This window comes from Clostridia bacterium, from assembly GCA_035628995.1.
Classification (GTDB): domain Bacteria; phylum Bacillota; class Clostridia; order Lutisporales; family Lutisporaceae; genus BRH-c25.
This window is the reverse complement of sequence record DASPIR010000023.1, coordinates 668,720-689,506: the sequence shown is the minus strand read 5'-3', so window position 1 is coordinate 689,506 and position 20,787 is coordinate 668,720. Positions and strand designations below refer to the sequence as shown.

Below are 20,787 nucleotides of genomic sequence, written 5' to 3'. Positions count from 1 at the left end.
GGTATACTGAATCACAGATTGAATGGAGGATTGGACATGACAAATTTAGAAGAAATGTTGAGGCAAGAAGAGTACGGGAAAATCTGGGATAAGTACTGCGGCTTCCTGGATCTGAATCTTGATGAGTTCATGCATATTCAGGAGAGGCTTTTGATGGAGCAGATAGAGCTGCTCTCGCACTGCAAGCTGGGGCAGAAAATGATGGGGAAGGGCGCAAAACCCGCAACAGTTGAGGAGTTCAGGCAAAGAGTGCCCATGACCACCTATGAGGATTATGCCGACATGCTGTTGAATAAAAATGAGGAAGTATTGCCTGCAAAGCCAATGTATTGGATAAAGACCACCTGGAAGGGCGGAACCAACGAAATAAAGCTGGCTCCTTATACCGAAAGCATGATTGAGGAGCATACAAGGGCTTTTATTGCAAGCCTGATTCTTGCAACAAGCAAGAAACGAGGGGATTTTACTTTAAGGGAGAATGACAAATTCCTGTACGGAATGGCACCGCTCCCATATCTGACTGGCTTGGCACCTTACGGGGTAAGGAATGAAATAGACTTTGAATACCTGCCTCCTATAGAGGATGCTGAGCACCTGAGCTTTGAAGAAAGAAACAAGGTAGGTTTTGAACTTGCACTTGCAAAGGGAGTAGATCTATTTTTCGGACTATCCAGTGTACTTGTTAAGATAGGGGAAGACTTTGCAAAAGGCACCACAAAGAGTGGCAAGCTGTCGGCAAGACCTACAAATATAAAAATGGCATACAAGCTGCTCAAAGCCTATTTTAAAAAGAAATTCATGAGACAAACGATACTGCCAAAGGATTTATGGGATATAAAGGGCATACTCTGTGCCGGCACTGATACTCACGCTTTTAAAGAGAAGATTGAATACTATTGGGGAAAACGTCCTATAGAGATTTATGGCGGAACTGAAATAGCCACTGTGGCCACAGAAACTTGGGGAGACAGCGGACTCACCTTCTTCCCTGATGTTAATTTCCTCGAGTTCATTCCTGAGAAGGATTCAATAAGGAGTATCCAGGACAAAAGCTATATTCCCAAGACAATACTTATAAATGAAATAAAGCCCAATGAGAGATATGAGTTGGTAATAACGAAGTTCAGGGGTGGAGCCTTTGTGCGATACAGGGTCGGTGATGTTATCGAGTGCCTTTCGCTCAGCAATGAAGCAAACAAAATAAACCTTCCTCAGATAAGATTTGTAGACAGGATATCAAACATAATAGATTTGGCAGGGTTTACAAGGATCACAAAGGCTACTATTGAGAAGGCCCTTGAGGGAACGGAATTTACAGTACATGATTGGGTCGCCTGCAAGCAGTATGAGGATAAAGAACCGGTACTGCATATATATATGGAAGTACATGATGGCGGGGCTGATGCTGCAGTGCTGAAACATTTAGTAAACCAGAATCTGCAGAGACTGGATTCGGATTATAAGGACATAGAGACTATGCTGGGAAGAGATCCTCTAAGAGTAACATTACTTCCTGCAGGAGCTTTTGTAAATTATAGGCTGGTAAGCAACAACCAGCTGTTAAAAATGAACCCTTCGAGACAAAACATAGATACTTTGATTAAATGCGGTTAATATGAGGTGATACTGTGCAAGCTCTTTCATACTTGATTCTTATACCATTAGTGTCGTTTTTATTTTATACTGTCCTTTTAATGATTCTGTTGGGGTCAAGAAAAAGTAAAATTGCCAGGTACTACACTTTCTACATTGTTTCAATGATTATCTGGAGCTTTGGTTCTTTTATAATGAGGACCAATTTCCCGCCAGGTGCACTATTTTGGAACCGTATATTATGTACAGGCTTAATAAGCATGCCTGTAGTTTTCTACCATTTTACCCTAGTACTTACAGAAACCAACAATCAGAAGGGAAAGCTCTATTTTGGCTATGCGTCTGCATTTTTGCTGCTTATATGCAATTTTGCAGGACTCATAATGAAAGATGCATACGCACAGAACAATGTATTTTATTACACTTTGGGACCATTAGCTTCTGTAATGGCCGTTTGGAGTCTTTGCTATCTGCTGCTGGCGTTTATAAACATCATTCAAAAGGTAAGATCCAACAAAATACCCTTTGCAAGAGTCAAATATATTATGTGCGGATTGACCCTTGTAATAATAGGGGGGCTGCTCAATCTTCTGCCCAGCCTTGGAAAGTACCCTCTGGATATCGCTTCAAATACAATTAACGCCCTTTTTATTGCATATTCCATATACAGATACAGATTCCTGGAAATAAAGCTCATAGTAAAAAAGGGTATAGCATACTCGGTATATACTTTGATTTTATCGGGGGTTTATATAATTGCAATTTTCGGAGTCCAGCAGGTTATAACAAGCCTTATGGGTTATACCACTATGACAATTACTTTGTCGATAGCAGTGCTGCTGGCTATGATCTTCCAGCCCATAAAGAATGTGCTGCAGCATTGGATTGATAGAATATTTTACAGAGAAAAGCTGAGTCATCAGTCTATACTCAAGGATTTCAGCAGAATAATAAACAATGTGCTGAATCTTGATGAACTGACAGACTCGCTTATTTATGCAGTGGGACAGGGTATGCAGCCTCGGATAGTATCCTTGGTGCTGAGGCAGAGTAAGGATGACTATAGGTTATTCCGCTCCTCGGTGCAGGATGTATGGACGCAGGATATAAAGTATACCAGGAATCATCCAATAGTGCAGTGGTTTACTCAGGGGAAGCCGTTCCTTACTATTGACGATATTGAAAGCTCCCCATGCTTTGCCGGTCTCTGGAGTATGGAGAAAAAGCAGCTTTATGAGCTTAAGACCCAGCTTATCGTACCAATGTGGCTCAGAGAACAGCTTATCGGATACCTGATCCTGTCCGAAAGGAAAGGCGGAGAGTCGTACTCACAAGAGGAGATTGACTTGCTTTATACCTTGGTCAACAATGCGGCAGTGGTAATTGAAAATGCCAAAATGTATGAGGAAGCAAAACAACAGGCTATAACAGATGGGTTGACCAAGCTTTACAATCATAGATATTTTCATGAGGTTCTTGGGCAGCTCATACATGATAAAATCTACAAGGTTTTCTCGGTTGCTATGATAGATGTGGATTTATTCAAGCTTTATAACGATTTATACGGACACTCAGCGGGAGACAAGGCGCTTGCCAGGTTAGCAGAGGTAATAAGGGAGGCCACCAGGCAGGAGGATATAATTGCACGTTATGGCGGAGAAGAATTTGCAGTAATATTTCCGAATATAGAAGGTTATGAATCCCTGAAGGCTATAGATGCTATCCGCAAGGCAGTGGAAACAAATCTCTTCTCGGACTCTGGCAGCAATGAGCTTCTGACAATCAGTGTAGGTGTGGCTAACTATCCCAAGGATGGCAAAGCTGCAGAGGAATTGCTGGAGTGTGCTGATGGAGCTATGTATACAGCAAAACGGAGTGGAAGGAACCAAAGCGTGCTGTACTCGAAAAAAGATGAGCTTAATTATGGACGCGGACACAATCTTGAAACCGAGAAAATGCAAAACAGCATCAGATCCTCTTATTTCTCGGCTATATATGCGCTGGCAGCCACAATAGATGCAAAGGACCATTATACTTATGGACATTCTGAAAATGTATCAAGCTATGCAGTGGCTTTGGCTAAAGCTGCAGGCTTCGGCGAAGGAAGAATAGATATAGTGAAAAACGCAGGGCTGCTTCATGATATAGGAAAGGTTGGCATACCGGAAAGCATACTGACAAAGGCTGATAAGCTGACTAAAGAGGAATTCGACATTATGAAGAGACATGTGGACATTTCAATTTCGATAATAAAGCATGTTCCAGGACTTATTAAGGTTATCCCTGCAATAATGAGCCACCATGAAAGATATGACGGAAAGGGATATCCAAGAGGAATTGCGGGTGAAAACATCCCGATAGAATCAAGATGTCTGTGCATTGTAGACGCTTTTGATGCTATGACCACAGACCGACCATATAGGAAAGCGCTAAGCGTGGAGCAAGCTATATATGAACTGAAGCTATACAGCGGTACACAGTTTGACCCTCAGCTGGTGGAGGTTTTTGTGAAGCTGATTGAGGAAGGAAAAATTGAAGTTGCATAATTAGTGTCGAAATATAGAGCATTATGGCGCTAATCTGCTGCTCTCTTACATAAGCTTGTATATGGGGATTTGGTATACCCGCTTTTGTTGAGTATAATTAATATAGTATAGGAATTTATGCTATAACTGTATTTGATACTCATACAAAGGAAGAAAATATATGAAAAAAATACATGGAATGATTTATGCTGTTTCTTCAGCTGTTGCATTCGGTTTTGTACCTGTATTTGCCGTCATTGCATATAGAGGAGGTACAAATGCTATTACTGCAGTGTTTTTAAGGTTTTTTGCAGCTGCTTTGATTTTGTTCGGAATACTTTATGTACGAAAAACCAAATTCATATTAAGCAGAAAGCTTTTTGGCAGGATAGCATATCTGAGCATCGTAGGGTATGCAGCAACCTGTGTGACACTTTTTTTATCCTATAACTACATGTCTATAGGTCTAGCTACTACACTGCATTACATATATCCCGCCATAGTAACAGTAATGTCGCTTTTCATTTTCAAAGAAAAAATCGGGAAGATAAAAATCCTTTCACTTATAATGTCTATTTTGGGAGTTTACATACTTGCAGGTTCAAAGGAAAATGCAGTCAGCATGACAGGCGTGGCTTTGGCACTTGCTTCAGGCGGATTCTATTCCTTATATACAATAGAGCTTGGGAGAGAGGATATCAAGTCAATTGATGGTCTTCTGCTCACCTTTTACGTCTCATTGTTCTCAGCTACTTCAACTTTTATATATGGTGCGGCAACCAGAAGCTTGAAGCTTGATATACAGCCGATCGGTATATTCTCTGTATTGGGGCTTGCATTAATATGCACTGTTTTTGCAATTCTTGCGTATTCAAGAGCTGTAAATATAATCGGTCCGTCGGATACAGCGATATTGAGCACTTTTGAACCAGTCACCGGCGTTGTTCTGGGCATATTTGTGTTTGGAGAAAGACTTAACTATTCATTGGCGGCAGGAAGCTTTCTAATAATTTTAGCTGTTCTGTTTTTCTCGTATAATGAGAGGAAACGAAATCCTGAGATTGCAGCTTTAGGTGTTTCACAAAACTGAATGCTTTTGCAAGGCTTTGATACAAAATTATCATAGCCTTTTAAATTTTCATGCATGAATTGGAATTTACCCTGTGTAAGTAAAGTGATAGAATATATTAATGAGGATTTTTAATAAATTAAAATATAGTTAAATATATTATCTTTATAGGAGGGGATCTGCTTATGGAATGTTCTTGCGAAAAGAAACTGGAATCAAATTTTGACAATAATGAGGTTGATCTGATGCTGCTTGATCCTGTTTTTGAGAAATACAAGGGTCAAAGTGCTAGCTTGATAAGCATACTTCAGGATACGCAAGGTATTTACGGATATCTGCCACTGGAAGCATTGAAAGTCATAGCTGAAAGAACAGGGAACAAGAAAGCAAAGATATACGGTATTGCAACCTTCTACTCTCAGTTCAGATTGGATCCTACAGGCAAGTATATAATACTTCAATGCCAAGGAACTGCCTGCCATGTAAACGGCTCTGATAAAATAAGCGAAGCCATATGTGACGAGCTGGGAATAGTACCAGGGGGGACAAGCTCTGACGGGATGTTTACCTTGGAGGATGTTGCTTGTCTCGGCTGCTGCAGCTTAGCACCGGTTATGATGATCAATGGAGAAGCATACGGTAATCTTACTCCTAATAGCGTAAGAGAAGTGATTAGAGGTATTTACGAAAAAGAAAAAGGAGGTGCCTCCAATTGAAGATAAGGATAGGTCTCGGCAGTTGCGGCATTGCAGCTGGCGGAAGAAAAATCAAGGAAGCTTTGCTGAATTGTTTGAAAGAAAAGGGATTCGATATTGAAATATCATCAACAGGATGTATTGGAATGTGCTTCTATGAGCCTTTGCTGGATGTAATTGATGATGAAGGTGAAGTATCAACCTACGTAAATGTTACACCGGCGATGGCAAAAGAGATTGTAGAACAACATATTATAAACGGCACTCCAATAGAGAGGTATATTGCATCAACCAGTAAAAAACCATTCCAGCAGTTAGATAAACAGGTTAGAGTTGTTCTTCAGAACTGTGGTGTTATAAATCCTGAAAAAATTGAGGACTATTTAGCAAACGATGGATATAAAGCACTTAATAAGTGTGTTAATGAAATGACGCCTGAGGAAGTAATTGAAGAGATTAAAAAATCAGGTTTAAGGGGAAGAGGCGGAGCCGGTTTTCCAACCTGGTTCAAATGGGATGCTGCAAGGAAGGCAAAGGGAAATGAAAAGTATGTAGTTTGTAATGCTGACGAGGGAGACCCCGGTGCATTCATGGACAGAAGCGTACTTGAGGGAGACCCCCATGGACTTCTTGAAGGAATGATTATCGCAGGATATGCCATAGGCGCGAACTATGGATATATTTATTGCAGAGCAGAATATCCTCTGGCTATAGAAAGGCTTGAGGGAGCAATAGTTCAGGCTCACGCTGCCAATTACCTGGGCGAAAATATATTGGGTTCAGGCTTTAACTTCAATATCAAGATTAAGAAGGGTGCAGGAGCCTTTGTATGTGGCGAAGAGACTGCTCTTATTGCATCCCTCGAGGGAGAAAGAGGAATGCCAAGGCTTAAGCCGCCATTCCCAGCTCAGTCGGGTTATTTCGGAAAGCCTACAAACATAAACAATGTTGAAACTTATGCAAATGTGCCATGGATAATGAGAAACAGCGGAGCAGCCTTCGCTGCTTACGGAACAGAAAAGAGTAATGGAACCAAGGTTTTTGCTCTTGCCGGAAAGGTTAAGAACGGCGGTTTGGTTGAAGTTCCAATGGGAATGCCTTTAAAGGATGTAATATATGGAATCGGCGGCGGAATCAAGAAGGACAAGGATTTCAAAGCTGTCCAGATGGGAGGACCTTCAGGCGGGTGTATACCAAAGTCGCTGATTGATACTCCTGTTGATTATGAGTCTATTACCAAAACAGGGGCAATAATGGGCTCCGGCGGTATGGTTGTTATGGATGAAACTACATGTATGGTTGACATGGCAAGATTCTTCCTTGATTTTACCTGTAAGGAATCCTGTGGGAAATGTATATATTGCAGGATTGGTACAAAGAGAATGCTTGAAATCCTTGAGAGAATTACTCATGGAGAAGGCAGGATGGAAGACATCGATGAACTGGAGCAGCTTTGCACCAGCATTAAAGACGGTTCCTTGTGCGGGCTTGGACAGACAGCTCCGAATCCGGTGCTTACAACCCTGAGATATTTTAAGGATGAATATATAGCTCATATTAAGGATAAGAAGTGCCCTGCCAAGCAGTGCAAGAGCCTTATCACGTATAGTATCCTCGAGGATAAGTGCACCGGTTGTACAGCATGTGCAAGAAAATGCCCAACAGCAGCTATTTCCGGTGAAATAAAGAAACCTCATAGCATTGATCCGGAAAAATGTACAAAATGCGGAAACTGCGCTATCACTTGCAAGTTTGGTGCAATAAATGTTGAATAGTAAAGGAAGTGAGAAAATGGCACTGGTCAGAGTAAATATTAATAATAGGGAATTAGCTGCCAATGAAGGCAGTACAATATTAAAAATTGCATTAGATAACGGAATTGATATCCCGAATCTTTGCTATGATGAAAATCTCAAGCCTTACGGCGCTTGCGGCATGTGCGTAGTAGAAGTGGAAGGAAATCCAAAGCTGGTAAGAGCCTGTTCAACTCCTGCAATGGATGGAATGATAATAAAGACAGATACTCCAAGAACCATTGCTGCAAGAAAGACAGCGCTTACTTTACTATCATCGGATCACAAGGGAGATTGTCGTCCTCCTTGCGCAACTGCTTGTCCGGGGAATACGGATTGTCAGGGATATGTAGGACTAGTTGCAAATGGACAGTATGATGAAGCTATCAAATTAGTTAAAGCTGTTATTCCGATGCCTGCAAGCATAGGAAGAGTTTGCCCGCATCCTTGTGAAACTGCATGCAGAAGGGCAAATGTAGATGAGCCTATAGCAATTGCAGATATTAAGAGATTCATTGGTGATATTGATATTAAGCAAGGAACCTATGTACCGGATATGGAGGAGCCTACAGGGAAAACAGTTGCTGTTGTAGGAGCGGGACCTGCCGGAGTTTCATGTGCATACTTCCTGGCAGCAAAAGGTCACAAGGTAGTATTATATGAGGATAAGCCATATCCCGGTGGAATGCTGAGATACGGAATTCCTCAGTATCGTCTCCCGAAAGAGCTTTTGGATGCAGAAATAGATACTCTTACAAAAATGGGAGTAGACCTTAAGTGCAACGTAAAACTCGGTGAAGATATTACAATAACATACCTCAAGAAGACTTATGATGCTGTATTTGTTGCAATAGGTGCCTGGGCAAGCATGAATATGGGCTGCAAAGGCGAAGATATGGAAGGTGTAATGGGTGGTATTGAATTCTTGAGAAAAGCTACCCTTGCAGAGCCGATATATCTGGGGCAGCACGTTATAGTCATAGGCGGCGGAAACACAGCCATGGACGTAGCCAGAACAGCAGTGAGATTGGGTGCAGAGCATGTTCAGGTTCTATACAGAAGAACCAGGGATGAAATGCCTGCAGAGGAAATAGAAATAGATGAAGCAGAAGAAGAAGGCGTAGAATTCACTTATCTTGTTGCTCCTATAGAAGTTATTGAAGGGAATGGAAGGGCAAAGGCTGTAAGATGCCAGAGAATGAAGCTGGGTGCTCCTGACAAGTCAGGAAGAAGAAGCCCGGAACCTATTCCCGGAGACGAAGTTACAATTTCTGCAGATCTTATAGTTTCTGCAATAGGTCAGAGAGTAAATGCAGAAAATGTAAAAGAGTTGGATATTACGAAGAAGGGTACGATTTCAGCTAATGCTAATACCTTTGCGACCAGTATGCCGGGAATTTTCGCCGGCGGCGAAGCTGTAACCGGGCCAAAGATAGCTATAGAAGCTATTGCTCAGGGTAAGAATGCGGCTCATGTAATCGACAGCTACTTAAATGGAGAAATAAGATCAGTTGCAAATCCGTGCTACATTGAGCAGGAAGATTTAACCGCTGAAGATTTTGCAGACAGAGAAAAGAAAGACAGAGAACACCTTAAGGTAATACCGGCACAGACAAGAAGAATGAGTTTCGGAGCAATTTCAGAGACCTTTGATGAAGAAGCTGCTGTAAAGGAAGCTTCCAGGTGCTTGGAATGCGGCTGCCATGACTATTTTGAATGCAAGCTTGTTAAATATATAGGACAGCATGACATTGACACTAAGGCATTAAAGGGTGAGATCCACAGGGAAGAAGAAGCAGATACACATCCATTCATTAAGAGGAATGCGGAAAAGTGCATACTCTGTGGTCTGTGCTTCAGGGCATGTGAAGAAGTAACCGGAGTAACTGCTCTTGGACTTCTGGACAGAGGCTTTGATTCAGTGGTTATTCCTGAATTCGGCTTGCCGCTTGAGGAAAGTGCCTGTATATCCTGCGGACATTGCGTAGATGTCTGCCCGACAGGTGCATGCATGGAAAAAGAAGCTATTAAAAAGCAGGTTCCCGTAGAACTTGAGGACTCAGCTTCCATTTGCAGCTACTGTGGAGTTGGATGTAATATAATTCATCAGTCAAAGGGCAGCCTGGTATTTAAATCACGACCTAATAAGGCAAAAGGCGAAGAGACATTATGTGCAAAAGGCCGTTTCGGCATCTACCATATTAATGATGAGAAGAGATTGCTGAAACCGATAATAAGAAGAGGTGACAATACTGTTGAAGCAGAATTTGATGATGCAATAGCTCTTGCTGCCAAGAAGCTGCAGCTTATTAGAGGACAATATGGCAAGAACAGCATTGCAATGTTTATATCTCCTAAATTTACTAATGAAGAGGCGTATGTTGCGAAAAAAATTGCCGATAAGCTAGATACTGAAATAATCGGAACCATGTCAGTAAAAGAAGCATCCGGAATAAAGGCAGTTCTTGGCTGCAATGCTTCCACCAACAGCTATGACGAGCTATATAACACAGACCTGATTATTTCTATAGGCAATGTTGCGGAAAACCATCCTGTGTTAGGAATAAATATGAAGGATGCAGCAGCGAAGAAGGCTAAGTTAGTATCAATCAGCAATTCAGACACTAGATTGGCTGAACATGCGAATGTTGCTCTGAAGATAGAGAACAACATGGAATTCCTGAAAAGCTTCATTAAGTCATTGATGGATCAGAAGTTTGCAGACAAGGATAAGATTGAGAAGATAGCCAACGGCTTTGACGCATTAGCTGAGTTTGTTAAAAAGGCTGCCGACAATACGGATGCTGCAAAAGTTGCAAAAATGTACGGTGAAGCCAAGAAAGCCATAATCGTAGTTGATGAGGATACAGTTTCCGAAGCTGGCATTAAGCTCATTGCTGATGCAGCTGTTATAACGGAAAAGGTTGGAAAGCCGCACAGAGGTATTATTATTGTCCGTTCGAAGGCTAATACCCAGGGAATAATCGATATGGGCTTTACAACTCCGGCAAACCAGCTTCTTTCAGGCATCGAAAAAGGAGAAATCAAAGGTGCTGTTATAATAGGTGAAGATTTGGCAGGTGCTGATGAAAAGACCAGGAAGCTTATTGCCAAGCTGGAATTTACAGTTTGCTTAGATCTTTTCATGACAAAGACTGCAAAGCTTGCAAACGTTGTTATACCTGTAAGCAGTGCAGCTGAATCAGAGGGAACCTTTACAAGGTCAGACAGGAAAATTCAGAGACTAGCAGCAGCTGTTAAACCATTGACGGTCAGGAATACCTTTGATATACTTTCAAAGCTGGGTGCACAGATGGGCGTGGTTATTGAAACGGTTAAGAAGGCAGATGAAAAGATAGCCAACGAGGTAAGACCTTACGGCGGATTATATGCTGCAGCTGTGAAGGGTATTGATATATATACTCCTTGCAGCAGAGATAATGTTGAGGGTTCACAGGTACTGCACACAGAAGGCTTCATGACGGAAGACAAGAAGGCAAACCTCAGCATTCCTGAAGATGGGCATATGTTTAAAGAAAGAAAGATTTATGATACAATTCAGATGCAATTTGAAGAGTACTTGGCTGAAAATGGTTTAAAATCATAGGTATAAAATAGAAAAGGAACGGGTAACACTGAAAACACTGAAATCCACTGAATACACGGCTGGGAAATATATTATTGCCGTGGTCTTCCGTGAGAAATCCGTGTGTTCGGTGTTACCCGTTTCCTATTTTTCCTGTGATGCTTTCCACTTTGCCAAGGCATCAGCCATGGCGTTGTTTACAGGCTCTTCTTTTTTCTGCTGCTGCATGTAACTTTGAACCGTTCGTTTGTCGCTGCTCTCAGTTCTTTCCTCCATGCGCTTGTTGAAGCTGGAAAGCTTCTCGCGGAAGCCGCAGCTGCAAGTGAAGAGTCTGCCTTCTCCTTCGCCTTTAAGCTCCATTCTTTTTTTACACTCAGGGCATCGGGCGTTTGATTGCTGAGCCACACCTTTGCGGTAGCCGCAATCCCTATCTGCACAGACCAGCATTTTGCCCTTTTTTCCGTTGACCTCCAATAAGAACTTTCCGCACTCAGGACAACGTGAACGGGTAATATTGTCGTGCTTATATGCTTCGGTGCTGGCTACAACTGAGGAGACCAGCTTGGAGGCATGAGTTCTGATATGAGTCATGAAAGCACTGGCATTAGCCTTTCCCTTACTTATATCATATAGCTGCTGCTCCCATTTGGCAGTGAGCTCAGCTGACCTAAGCTCCGAGGGAGCAAGATCTATAATCTGTATTCCTTTTGCCGTGGGGAAAATATCCTTGCCTCTTCTTTCCACATAAAAGGTGTTGAACAATTTTTCAATGATATCTGCTCTGGTAGCGGGAGTGCCTAAGCCGCTGGTTCTATCAAGCGCTTCTTTAAGAGCTTCATCCTCGATAAATTTACCCGGATGCTCCATTGCAGTTAGCAGAGTTGCCTCTGTATAACGTGCCGGAGGCTTTGTTTTTCTATTATTAGAGTTAACAGATGCGAACTTAAGTTTATCACCCTTCTGCATAGGGGGAAGGGACTGTTCTCTATCTTCCTCAGAACTATCACCCTCTGAATTGCCTCTGTCATCATACACAGCCTTCCAACCCATGGCTTTGGTCACTTTACCCCTAGCAAAGAGCTGTTCACCGGAAGCTTCAACCTTTACCGTGGTCTGCTCATACATGTAGGCAGGGCTCAGGACTGCAAGAAAGCGCTTGACAACCAAGTCAAATATATTGCGCTCTTCGGTACTCAAACCAGAGAGCTTTACAGGCTGCTCAGTGGGAATAATCGCATGATGGTCGCTGACCTTGCTGTTATCTACCAAGCGGCTTGTGGTATTTATTCTGCTTCGAAGCAGGTTTTGTGCCATTGGGGCATAGGGTCCTACCGCTATACTTTTTAGCCTGTCCGGCAGTGTCGGAACGATATCCGTTGTAATGTGGCGGGAGTCGGTCCTGGGATAAGTCAATATCTTGTGACGCTCGTACAAAGCCTGCATAATGGACAGCGTCTGTTTGGCAGAATAGCCGTATCGCTTGTTGGCGTCCCTCTGCAATTCCGTCAGGTCATAAGCTAACGGGTGGAGTTCACTTTTTGCTTCCTTCTTTATGTCCGTTATTTCGCCTGTCTGTCCTTTAAGCTTTGAAACAATCGCTTCCGCCTTTTCCCTATCAAACAACTGTGTATTGCTGCTGGATTTGTCTCTCCAAAGCAATGAGAACCCATTGACTTTAGCTTCAATAGTCCAATAATCCTTGGGTATAAAGCTTTTTATCTCATTTTCTCTTTGTACAATCAGTGCCAAGGTAGGGGTCTGAACTCTGCCTGCTGACAGTTGCGCATTGTACTTGCACGTAAGAGCACGGGTCACATTAAGACCAATCAGCCAATCAGCTTCGGCTCTGCACTGGGCTGCTCTATACAGATTTTCATATTCTTTGCCGGGCTTGAGCTGGTTAAAACCATCCTTAATCGCCTTGTCAGTCTGAGAGGATATCCATAATCGTTTTACCGGCTTTCTGAAGCCTGCCTTTTCCATAATCCAACGGGCTACCAATTCACCTTCACGCCCTGCATCAGTTGCAATTACTAGCTCATCGATGTCAGGCTGCTTCAAAAGGCCGCGGACAATTCCGTATTGCTTTGAGGTTTCCTTAATTACAGCCAGCTCCATTTTATCAGGCAGCATCGGCAGGTCTTCAAGGTTCCATGTTTTATATTTATTGTTATAGGCTTCAGGGTCAGCCAGAGTTACCAAGTGGCCAAGAGCCCAAGTCACTATGTATTTTGGACCCATCAGACAGCCATTTCCACCTTGATTGCAGTTCAAAACCTTTGCCAAGTCCCGTCCAACAGACGGTTTCTCAGCCAATACCAATATTTTTCCCATTTATTTCTCCTTTGCGTAGGGGCGATTCACGAATCGCCCGTTTTCCTCTACATTATAGTTTATCATTTAAAATATATTTTAAAAACCCTCTTGATAAAATTAAGTCGATATGGTAAATTATTAATAGAGATAATAATTATTTATAGATAATAATTAAATATAAAGGAGATAGTAAAATGAAAAAGTTTGTATGTTCGATATGTGGGTATGTTCACGAGGGAATGGAGGCACCGGAGAACTGTCCTCAGTGTAAGGCAGCAAAAGAAAAGTTCACAGTAAAAGAAGAAGGTGCACGTCAGTGGGCTGATGAACATAGAATAGGTGTGGCAAAGGATGTAGATCCTGAGGTTTATGAGGGACTTAAGGCTAATTTTATGGGAGAGTGCACTGAAGTAGGAATGTACCTGGCAATGAGCCGTCAGGCTGATAGAGAAGGTTATCCGGAGATTGCTGAAGCGTTTAAGAGATATGCTTTTGAAGAAGCAGATCATGCAGCCAGATTCGCTGAGCTTATCGGGGAAGTCGTATTCCCGGATACAAAGAAAAATCTTGAACTCAGAGCAGAAGCAGAGTTCGGTGCATGTACCGGCAAAAAGCACTTGGCAACAAGAGCAAAAGAACTGAACTATGACGCAATTCATGATACTGTACATGAAATGTGCAAGGATGAAGCAAGACATGGATCAGCATTTGAAGGGCTTTTGAAGAGGTATTTCGGTAAGTCAATATAGTCATATCATTTCAAATCTACCTAAAAAAAGTCTTGACACTCAGCTTGTGAGTATCAAGACTTTTAATTACTAAAATAAATTATTTAGTTCCAGCTTTAATAATGCTATCAGCCAATTTCAGATATTTGCCTACATCAACGGAACAACTTGTGATGGCGTCAACTTTTGCAGCTTCTGATCTTTGTGCACCTTTAAGTTTTGTTGTATCAATTGCTCCATTTGTTTCACTTACTGTATAAGCCTTATACTTACCATCAAGCATCTTATTGAAGTCAAGAACAGATGGGTGATTTGCATCTCTTTGAGAAGTTGGGAATTGGCTTATATCAAAACCAGATTTTATGTATGCAGCAATCACAGCTGATATTTGTTTATCCCAAGATAAAATCGTATCTGCTGGTCTCTCAGCAGAAGGTTGTACCATAACATATTGACCTGCTTTTGAATAAGATACTTTGCCCCAGTTTCCTTGTCCGCCTGAAGATAAAATACCTGGTTTCATGAAGTAAGCAGGACCCATAACATCTATCAAAACATTATGAGCTTTGCCATCTTTGAAAGTAACAGCAGCTTTCATCATGTCACCGCTTGTAGCAGATTCACTGTACTTAGCGTAGTTTGTAATGGTTTGAGGTTTTAGATTACTTGGAAGCTTATTTCCAGCTACCCAAACATCGCCTTTGATCGTAACGTCATTGAACTTTGCAGAATCATATAGTTCTTGTGTAGCAAAGCCCAATTGACCTGTGATAGTACAGTTAGTGAGATTAAAGCCCTTAGCTTGAACCCTTACGTTGCCATCAAGTGTTCCATAAGCAAGATTTGCGTTTTCAGCGTTAACAATCAAAACAGGAACTTTTAATGTAAACAACTGTTCGCCACCAATATTTGGTGCTGAGTGATAGTATAAACCAAGTTTTCTACCTGGTGCTGTACCACCCTCTTTTCTAATGTCACCTGACCATACAAGATCATTTGAAACAGTAACATTGCTACCAAGTGTAGTAATCCAAGTTCCTTTTTCTCCCAAGGAGTTCTGTAATTCTTGTTCAGCTGTAAGATTTACCGAAGCAGTAGATACAACATCAGGATAAATACCTTGTCCTCTTGTTGTTGGGTCTTCAGCCAATGCAGTCACGCCTAAGGTAGACAAAACTAAGGTTGTAGCCACAAGAGTCGCAATCAGTTTTTTCATAAAATCCCTCCTAAATAATGAATTTGATATTCATTATTAATTTTATGCCAATGTTAATAACTTGTCAATCCATATTATGGGCAACTTGATAAATTTTACAATGAGAATTCGGAGTACTTATTATCACCGCCACTGACATTCTTAGATGCATCATAACCGTCAAGCTTAAGTTACCTAGCTTTGTGCTGTCAATTTTCCCTCCATCCTGTTTAAGCCCTGATCAGCATCACCTTTAAGATAATATTTAGTCTCGGGAATCTCAACTTTACTTAACTCTTCTCGAATATTGGGGCTACAGCCGCAGGTTTTTCCATTTTTATGAATTATTCCATTCCGTTTATTTGTTTCTCCATATATAATATAGTTAAATTCAATTTTGAAGGATTGGTGTGCGTTATTATATTTCCGTACAGCATGCTGTTTATAAATGATGTAAGGTAAAATTAACAATGGAGGTGAGATCATTGTTTGAGGATAATAGAAGCTCAGTACCAAAAGAAAAAAAAGACTGGGCAGATGTTTCAAACAAAAAAATAATGCTTGTAGACGACGAAAAAGACATTACAGATTTGATTGAAGAAGTGCTGAGAATAGATGGTTTTCATAATATTATCAAGGCGTACAATGGTATGGATGCAATTGATTTGTGTAGGAACCATAACCCCGAAGCAATTATATTGGATATCATGCTCCCCGATATCGATGGAATTGAGGTATGCAAACGGATTCGTGAATTTTCGTATTGTCCGATTCTCTTTCTATCCTCGAAAAATGATGATATTGATAAAATCCTTGGACTGAATAGCGGTGGGGATGATTATGTGACAAAACCTTTTAGTCCAAGGGAAATTGTGTTCCGCATTAAAGCGCAAATTCGAAGACAGCAGTACAGTCAAGCTGCTAAGAAAAACTTGGAATCAAAAACGTTCCAAATAGGAAATGTATTTATTGATTCCGATGGCTACCAGGTATATAAAAACGGAATCGAGATAGAATTGACGGCAAGAGAGTTTGGACTACTTATGTTTCTGGCAGAAAACGCTAATAAAATAATCAGTAAAGAACGGCTGTATGAACAGGTTTGGGGAGAATACGGTGCTATCTGTGACAATACGATTATGGTCCATATCAGACATTTGAGAGAAAAAATAGAAGATGATCCATCAAAGCCTCAAATACTTTTAACTGTAAAAGGGCTTGGGTACAAGCTTGTAGAGAGAGATGATTAGATGAAAAGATCAGGCTACAAATCAGTTTTTCATATATACCTTATTTTTTTCATTCTGCTGATTGGTATGATTGCGGCAGGTATAGGCATGCTCTTTTATGTATTTACCATACAGAAGCCGGATGGACAGTCAGACTTAAGCAACTGGCCGAAAGTTTTTACCCAAGACTTCTCCGAACAGATTGTTTTTGCTGGAAACAAACCGCAAGTGAAGCAGTCTGGACTGGAAGAACTGAAAAAGAATAATTTATGGCTTCAAGTCATCGATGAAGATGGTGTAGAAGTGCTCAGCTACAGAACACCACAGAAGGCTTTGAACCACTATACGCCATCCGAACTGTTATATTTGTATCAAACAGGTGGTAATGGAAATTCAACGGTTTTTATTGGAGGTATACAACATGGGGGTACGGACTGGACATATATCATTGGCTTTCCTGTGCGGATTTCAAAAGTTACCGCATACTTGAATGCAGACAAATTTACCGGAGGCAAGTCCATTTTCATTGGGCTAATGGGAATAATGTTTCTATTGGTCATTATTTCCGGTGTGGTTTACGGGCTTTGGATAACAAAACGGATGTCACGAATGATAAGTGCAGTTGGGGAAATTGCGTCGAGGTCATATAGTCCAATCGAAAGCAAAGGGGCATTTCGTGATGTGTACGACAGTTTAAATGCTCTGGATGCTGAAATTAAGGCAAGTGATGAAGTGCGTGAAAGAAATGAGAAGGCACGCGAAGAATGGATTGCCAATATCACTCACGACTTGAAAACGCCCATATCACCCATAAAAGGCTATGCTGAGCTTATCACCGATCCTAATTATGAAATTACGTTAGATCAAATAAAAAAATATGGAAAAATGATACTAAAAAACACAGCTTATGCAGAAGAACTCATTGATGATTTGAAATTAACCTATCAGCTTGAAAATGAAATGATACCACTGAATAAAAGAGAAAATAGCATTGTAAGATTTACTAAGGAAATTGTGATAGATATTCTGAATCATCCTGAGTATGAATCCAGAAATATTAGCTTTTACAGCGGAAATGAGGATATTACTTTAATCTTTGATTCTATGCTTTTAAAACGGGCATTGAACAATCTGATTTATAACGCACTTGTTCATAATAGTAAAGAAACTAAAATTGCCATTTCTATAAAAGCAGAAGATAAGATACAAATCCGCATTCAGGACAACGGCAGGGGCATGAGCGAAGAAGAACTTAGAAATTTATTTACACGATATTATCGGGGAACAAATACGGGAGAAAAGCCGGAAGGGTCAGGGCTTGGCATGGCGATTGCCAAGCAAATCATTGAACTTCACGGCGGCAGTATTTTTGTAGAAAGCAAGCTGGGAATCGGCACAAGCTTTTTTGTGGAGTTTCCTCATTCAAACTTAAGATTAAATTAAGGTTTACTGAAAGATAGAATAAGGTTGATGGCTTATCGTTTAGATATAAGCCATCAACCTTTTTGTATGCAAAAAAGGGTTGAAAAATGACAAGGAAAGCAGGTGCTTATTTGAAAATCATTCTGAAATACTTATTAAACAATTTGAAAGAAAGGAAAACGCGAACAGCTGTCATGTTGTTGTCGGTCGTCCTTGCCACAACGTTGCTTTTTGTTTCCCTTGCCATTGGCGATTCATATTCAAGTGCACAGAAAAAAATGGCAAAAGGAATCGCTGGAACGGCTGCCATATCTGTTTCGGCTTTGCCGGATGCGAATGGTGAAATGGGCAGGATTTCAGAAGAAGCCATACCCAAGCTTGCTTCAATTAAATATAAAGTTGGCATTTTGCAGACACCAGGACTTTACAATGAGGATGGATATTTTGAAAACTTCGATATTATAGCCGCAGATTTGAACAAGTTGAGCCAAATCAACAAGCCACGACTAATGGATGGTGGTGAGCTGCATGATTTTACAGGCTACCAGGTTGTTCTGCCAGAAAAATTTACATTTAAATACGGCACTCAAGCAGGAGACAATGTAAAGCTGCGAATCGGAGGAAGCTCCTTCGAATTTCATGTAGCTGCCATTGCTGCTTACGATACGGTGTTTTTGCGTCAGACACGGGGATTTAACGCATTGATTCCCAAAGCTACTCTGGAAAAGATATTGAACACTCAGAACGGGTATAGCGAAATATTAATAGAGCCAAGCGTTGGAGTAGATACAGATACTTTAGAATCAGAACTATCTGATTCTCTGCCGTCTGAAAGCTACCGAGTTAAAAAAGTTGTTAATGAAAAGCAGGTTGAAGCAGACGCAAGGGAAAAATCAATGCCCTTTTTCCTCATTAGCTTTTTTGCATTGACCATGAGTGTTTTTATTATTTACAGCAGCTACAAAGTTATTACGATAGAAAGGCTGCCGGTGATAGGAACCTTCCGAAGCATAGGAGCCACCGAAAAGGCAGTTACCAAAATACTAATGATAGAAAGCCTTCTATATGGAATATTTGGGGGACTGCTTGGGATACCGCTCGGTTTTGCAGTCTTGAAGCTTATGCTTGGGGGATTGGGAGAATCCTCGTGGCAGGGTGTTGAGATACCAATGGTTGTATCCCCTTTGAACATTTTCCTGTCCTGTGTTGCGGCGATTGTCGTATCGCTGCTCAGTGCCTATATTCCTGTAAAACGTGCAAGCAAACTTCCCGTAAAGGATGTTGTCTTGGGAATGGCAGAAGAAGAAAATATATCAAATTCGGCAAAATCTGGTTTTGGCATGATCCTCCTTGCTCTGTCCATTATACTGCCCCGTATTGCCGGTGGGCAGATGTTGATACTTGCAGGAGGATTTTCATTGTTAGGCTTGATTATTGCAACGATTGTTGTAATTCCCTATATCATGACAGGTCTTTCATCTTTGCTTGAACGGGTATATGGGATTGTTTTGGGCAATGAGGGGCGATTGGCGGCTCGCAATATGAAATGGAATAAAAATATCAATCAGAATATTACACTGTTGTTCATCAGCATATCGGCAATAATTGCAATAAGTGTGGTCGGCAGCTTTGTAAACACCTATATAGGTGATGTTTTTAAAGGTGCGGATTTAGATGGGTTTGCCGATGCGAATATGGATAAAGTGTTTGTCCGGGAGGTAAAAAATATAGAAGGCATGAAGGCGGTATTGCCTGTCTATGTTTTGAATGGCAATATTCTTGCGGATGGGCAGTCTTTAGGACGAGTGGAAGCAGTAGAAGATTTAAGTCTGTATAATTCTATGCTTGCCATAAAATATGACAGTGAAAACATCAGAAATGATATAGAAACGTCTTTTAGCAACGCAAGGAACATTTTATTAAGCAGCGATTCCATACGTCGGCAAGGTATAAAAGTTGGTGACACAGTAAGCCTTTCTTTCAGCGGCGCAGAGTACGAATACCATGTCATTGGCAGTTACAAATCAAGAGCAAGCAGTGCGGCGGCGATTATCCCATCCGCATGTGGGGTGAATGACTTTAGAGCTACAGATTACGGCTTTTTAGCTTTTCAAGCTGTCGATCCTGATGCGGCTATGATTCAAATTCGGGATTTATTCGGCAATAAGACAAATTGGAGCCGGACGGTAAAAGAATTTAATGCCGATGCACTTGGTGTTGTCGGTGCGTTTCTGGAACCACTGAGAAAGCTCACCTATTTTATCCTGCTGCTTGCCGCTATAGGAATTATCAATAACCTACTCATTAACTACATTCAAAAGCGTCATTCCATTGCAATGTATAAATCGGTCGGACTCAGTAACAAGCAAAATATAAAGATAACGCTGATAGAGGGTTTTTCATCCGGCTTAATCGGAGCGATATTTGGAATCGCAGTAGCATATTTGGAAATCAAAACTATATTTCTTGTTGCGGGTCCGAGAATCTCAATGGAGCCGGAGCTTGAAGCGTCCGTATTTATCATGGCGGGTGCTATGGGAATTGTTATCACATTGATCGGCTCAATCGTACCCATTCTAAAAGGCTCACAGATGAAAATTGTCGAGGAAATTAAATTTGAATAAGTAATCGGGAGG

At 41.2% G+C, this 20,787-nt stretch carries 12 protein-coding genes; 10 read left to right on the top strand and 2 right to left on the bottom strand.

Annotated features, from left to right (window positions below; translation table 11 throughout):
- The first annotated feature begins 36 nt into the window (after positions 1 to 36).
- From VEB00_10245 to VEB00_10220, 6 genes are all read left to right on the top strand, one after another.
- Positions 37 to 1,614: a GH3 auxin-responsive promoter family protein gene (locus VEB00_10245; protein HYF83393.1), complete on the top strand. Its 1,578-nt coding sequence runs from the start codon at positions 37 to 39 to the stop codon at positions 1,612 to 1,614.
- Between the two features lie 14 nt (positions 1,615 to 1,628).
- The gene (locus VEB00_10240) at positions 1,629 to 4,139 is read left to right on the top strand and encodes a diguanylate cyclase (GenBank protein ID HYF83392.1); all 2,511 of its coding nucleotides are present in this window, start codon (positions 1,629 to 1,631) and stop codon (positions 4,137 to 4,139) included.
- A 160-nt stretch (positions 4,140 to 4,299) separates the two neighbouring features.
- Entirely contained in the window at positions 4,300 to 5,208 is a 909-nt protein-coding gene (locus VEB00_10235) for an EamA family transporter (protein HYF83391.1), read from the top strand.
- 164 nt (positions 5,209 to 5,372) lie between these two features.
- Positions 5,373 to 5,903, top strand: coding sequence for an NADH-quinone oxidoreductase subunit NuoE (nuoE, locus tag VEB00_10230; GenBank protein HYF83390.1), 531 nt, complete (start codon positions 5,373 to 5,375; stop codon positions 5,901 to 5,903).
- Positions 5,900 to 7,657, top strand: a complete 1,758-nt coding sequence (locus VEB00_10225; GenBank protein HYF83389.1) for an NADH-quinone oxidoreductase subunit NuoF — start codon at positions 5,900 to 5,902, stop codon at positions 7,655 to 7,657. Before nuoE ends, VEB00_10225 begins: the two co-directional genes overlap by 4 nt.
- Positions 7,658 to 7,673: 16 nt before the next feature.
- On the top strand, positions 7,674 to 11,282 hold the full coding sequence (locus VEB00_10220; protein ID HYF83388.1) for an NAD(P)-binding protein: 3,609 nt from the start codon (positions 7,674 to 7,676) through the stop codon (positions 11,280 to 11,282).
- Positions 11,283 to 11,405: 123 nt separating this feature from the next.
- On the opposite strand, the gene VEB00_10215 is transcribed toward VEB00_10220, so the two are convergent.
- Complete coding sequence (locus tag VEB00_10215; protein HYF83387.1) at positions 11,406 to 13,595, bottom strand: DNA topoisomerase III; 2,190 nt, start codon at positions 13,593 to 13,595, stop codon at positions 11,406 to 11,408.
- A gap of 176 nt (positions 13,596 to 13,771) precedes the next feature.
- On the opposite strand from VEB00_10215, the gene VEB00_10210 reads away from it, so the two are divergent.
- Positions 13,772 to 14,326 carry an NADH peroxidase gene (locus VEB00_10210; protein HYF83386.1) on the top strand — a complete coding sequence of 185 codons (555 nt, stop codon included), beginning with the start codon at positions 13,772 to 13,774 and terminating at the stop codon, positions 14,324 to 14,326.
- A gap of 79 nt (positions 14,327 to 14,405) precedes the next feature.
- Here VEB00_10210 and VEB00_10205 read toward each other — a convergent pair whose 3' ends face one another.
- Positions 14,406 to 15,521 carry a hypothetical protein gene (locus VEB00_10205; protein HYF83385.1) on the bottom strand — a complete coding sequence of 372 codons (1,116 nt, stop codon included), beginning with the start codon at positions 15,519 to 15,521 and terminating at the stop codon, positions 14,406 to 14,408.
- A gap of 536 nt (positions 15,522 to 16,057) precedes the next feature.
- On the opposite strand from VEB00_10205, the gene VEB00_10200 reads away from it, so the two are divergent.
- From VEB00_10200 to VEB00_10190, 3 genes are all read left to right on the top strand, one after another.
- Positions 16,058 to 16,750 (top strand): response regulator transcription factor, encoded by a 693-nt coding sequence (locus VEB00_10200; GenBank protein HYF83384.1) that lies wholly within the window; start codon positions 16,058 to 16,060, stop codon positions 16,748 to 16,750.
- The gene (locus tag VEB00_10195) at positions 16,751 to 18,172 is read left to right on the top strand and encodes a HAMP domain-containing sensor histidine kinase (protein ID HYF83383.1); all 1,422 of its coding nucleotides are present in this window, start codon (positions 16,751 to 16,753) and stop codon (positions 18,170 to 18,172) included.
- Between the two features lie 86 nt (positions 18,173 to 18,258).
- The gene (locus VEB00_10190) at positions 18,259 to 20,775 is read left to right on the top strand and encodes an FtsX-like permease family protein (GenBank protein ID HYF83382.1); all 2,517 of its coding nucleotides are present in this window, start codon (positions 18,259 to 18,261) and stop codon (positions 20,773 to 20,775) included.
- The last annotated feature ends 12 nt before the right edge of the window (positions 20,776 to 20,787 follow it).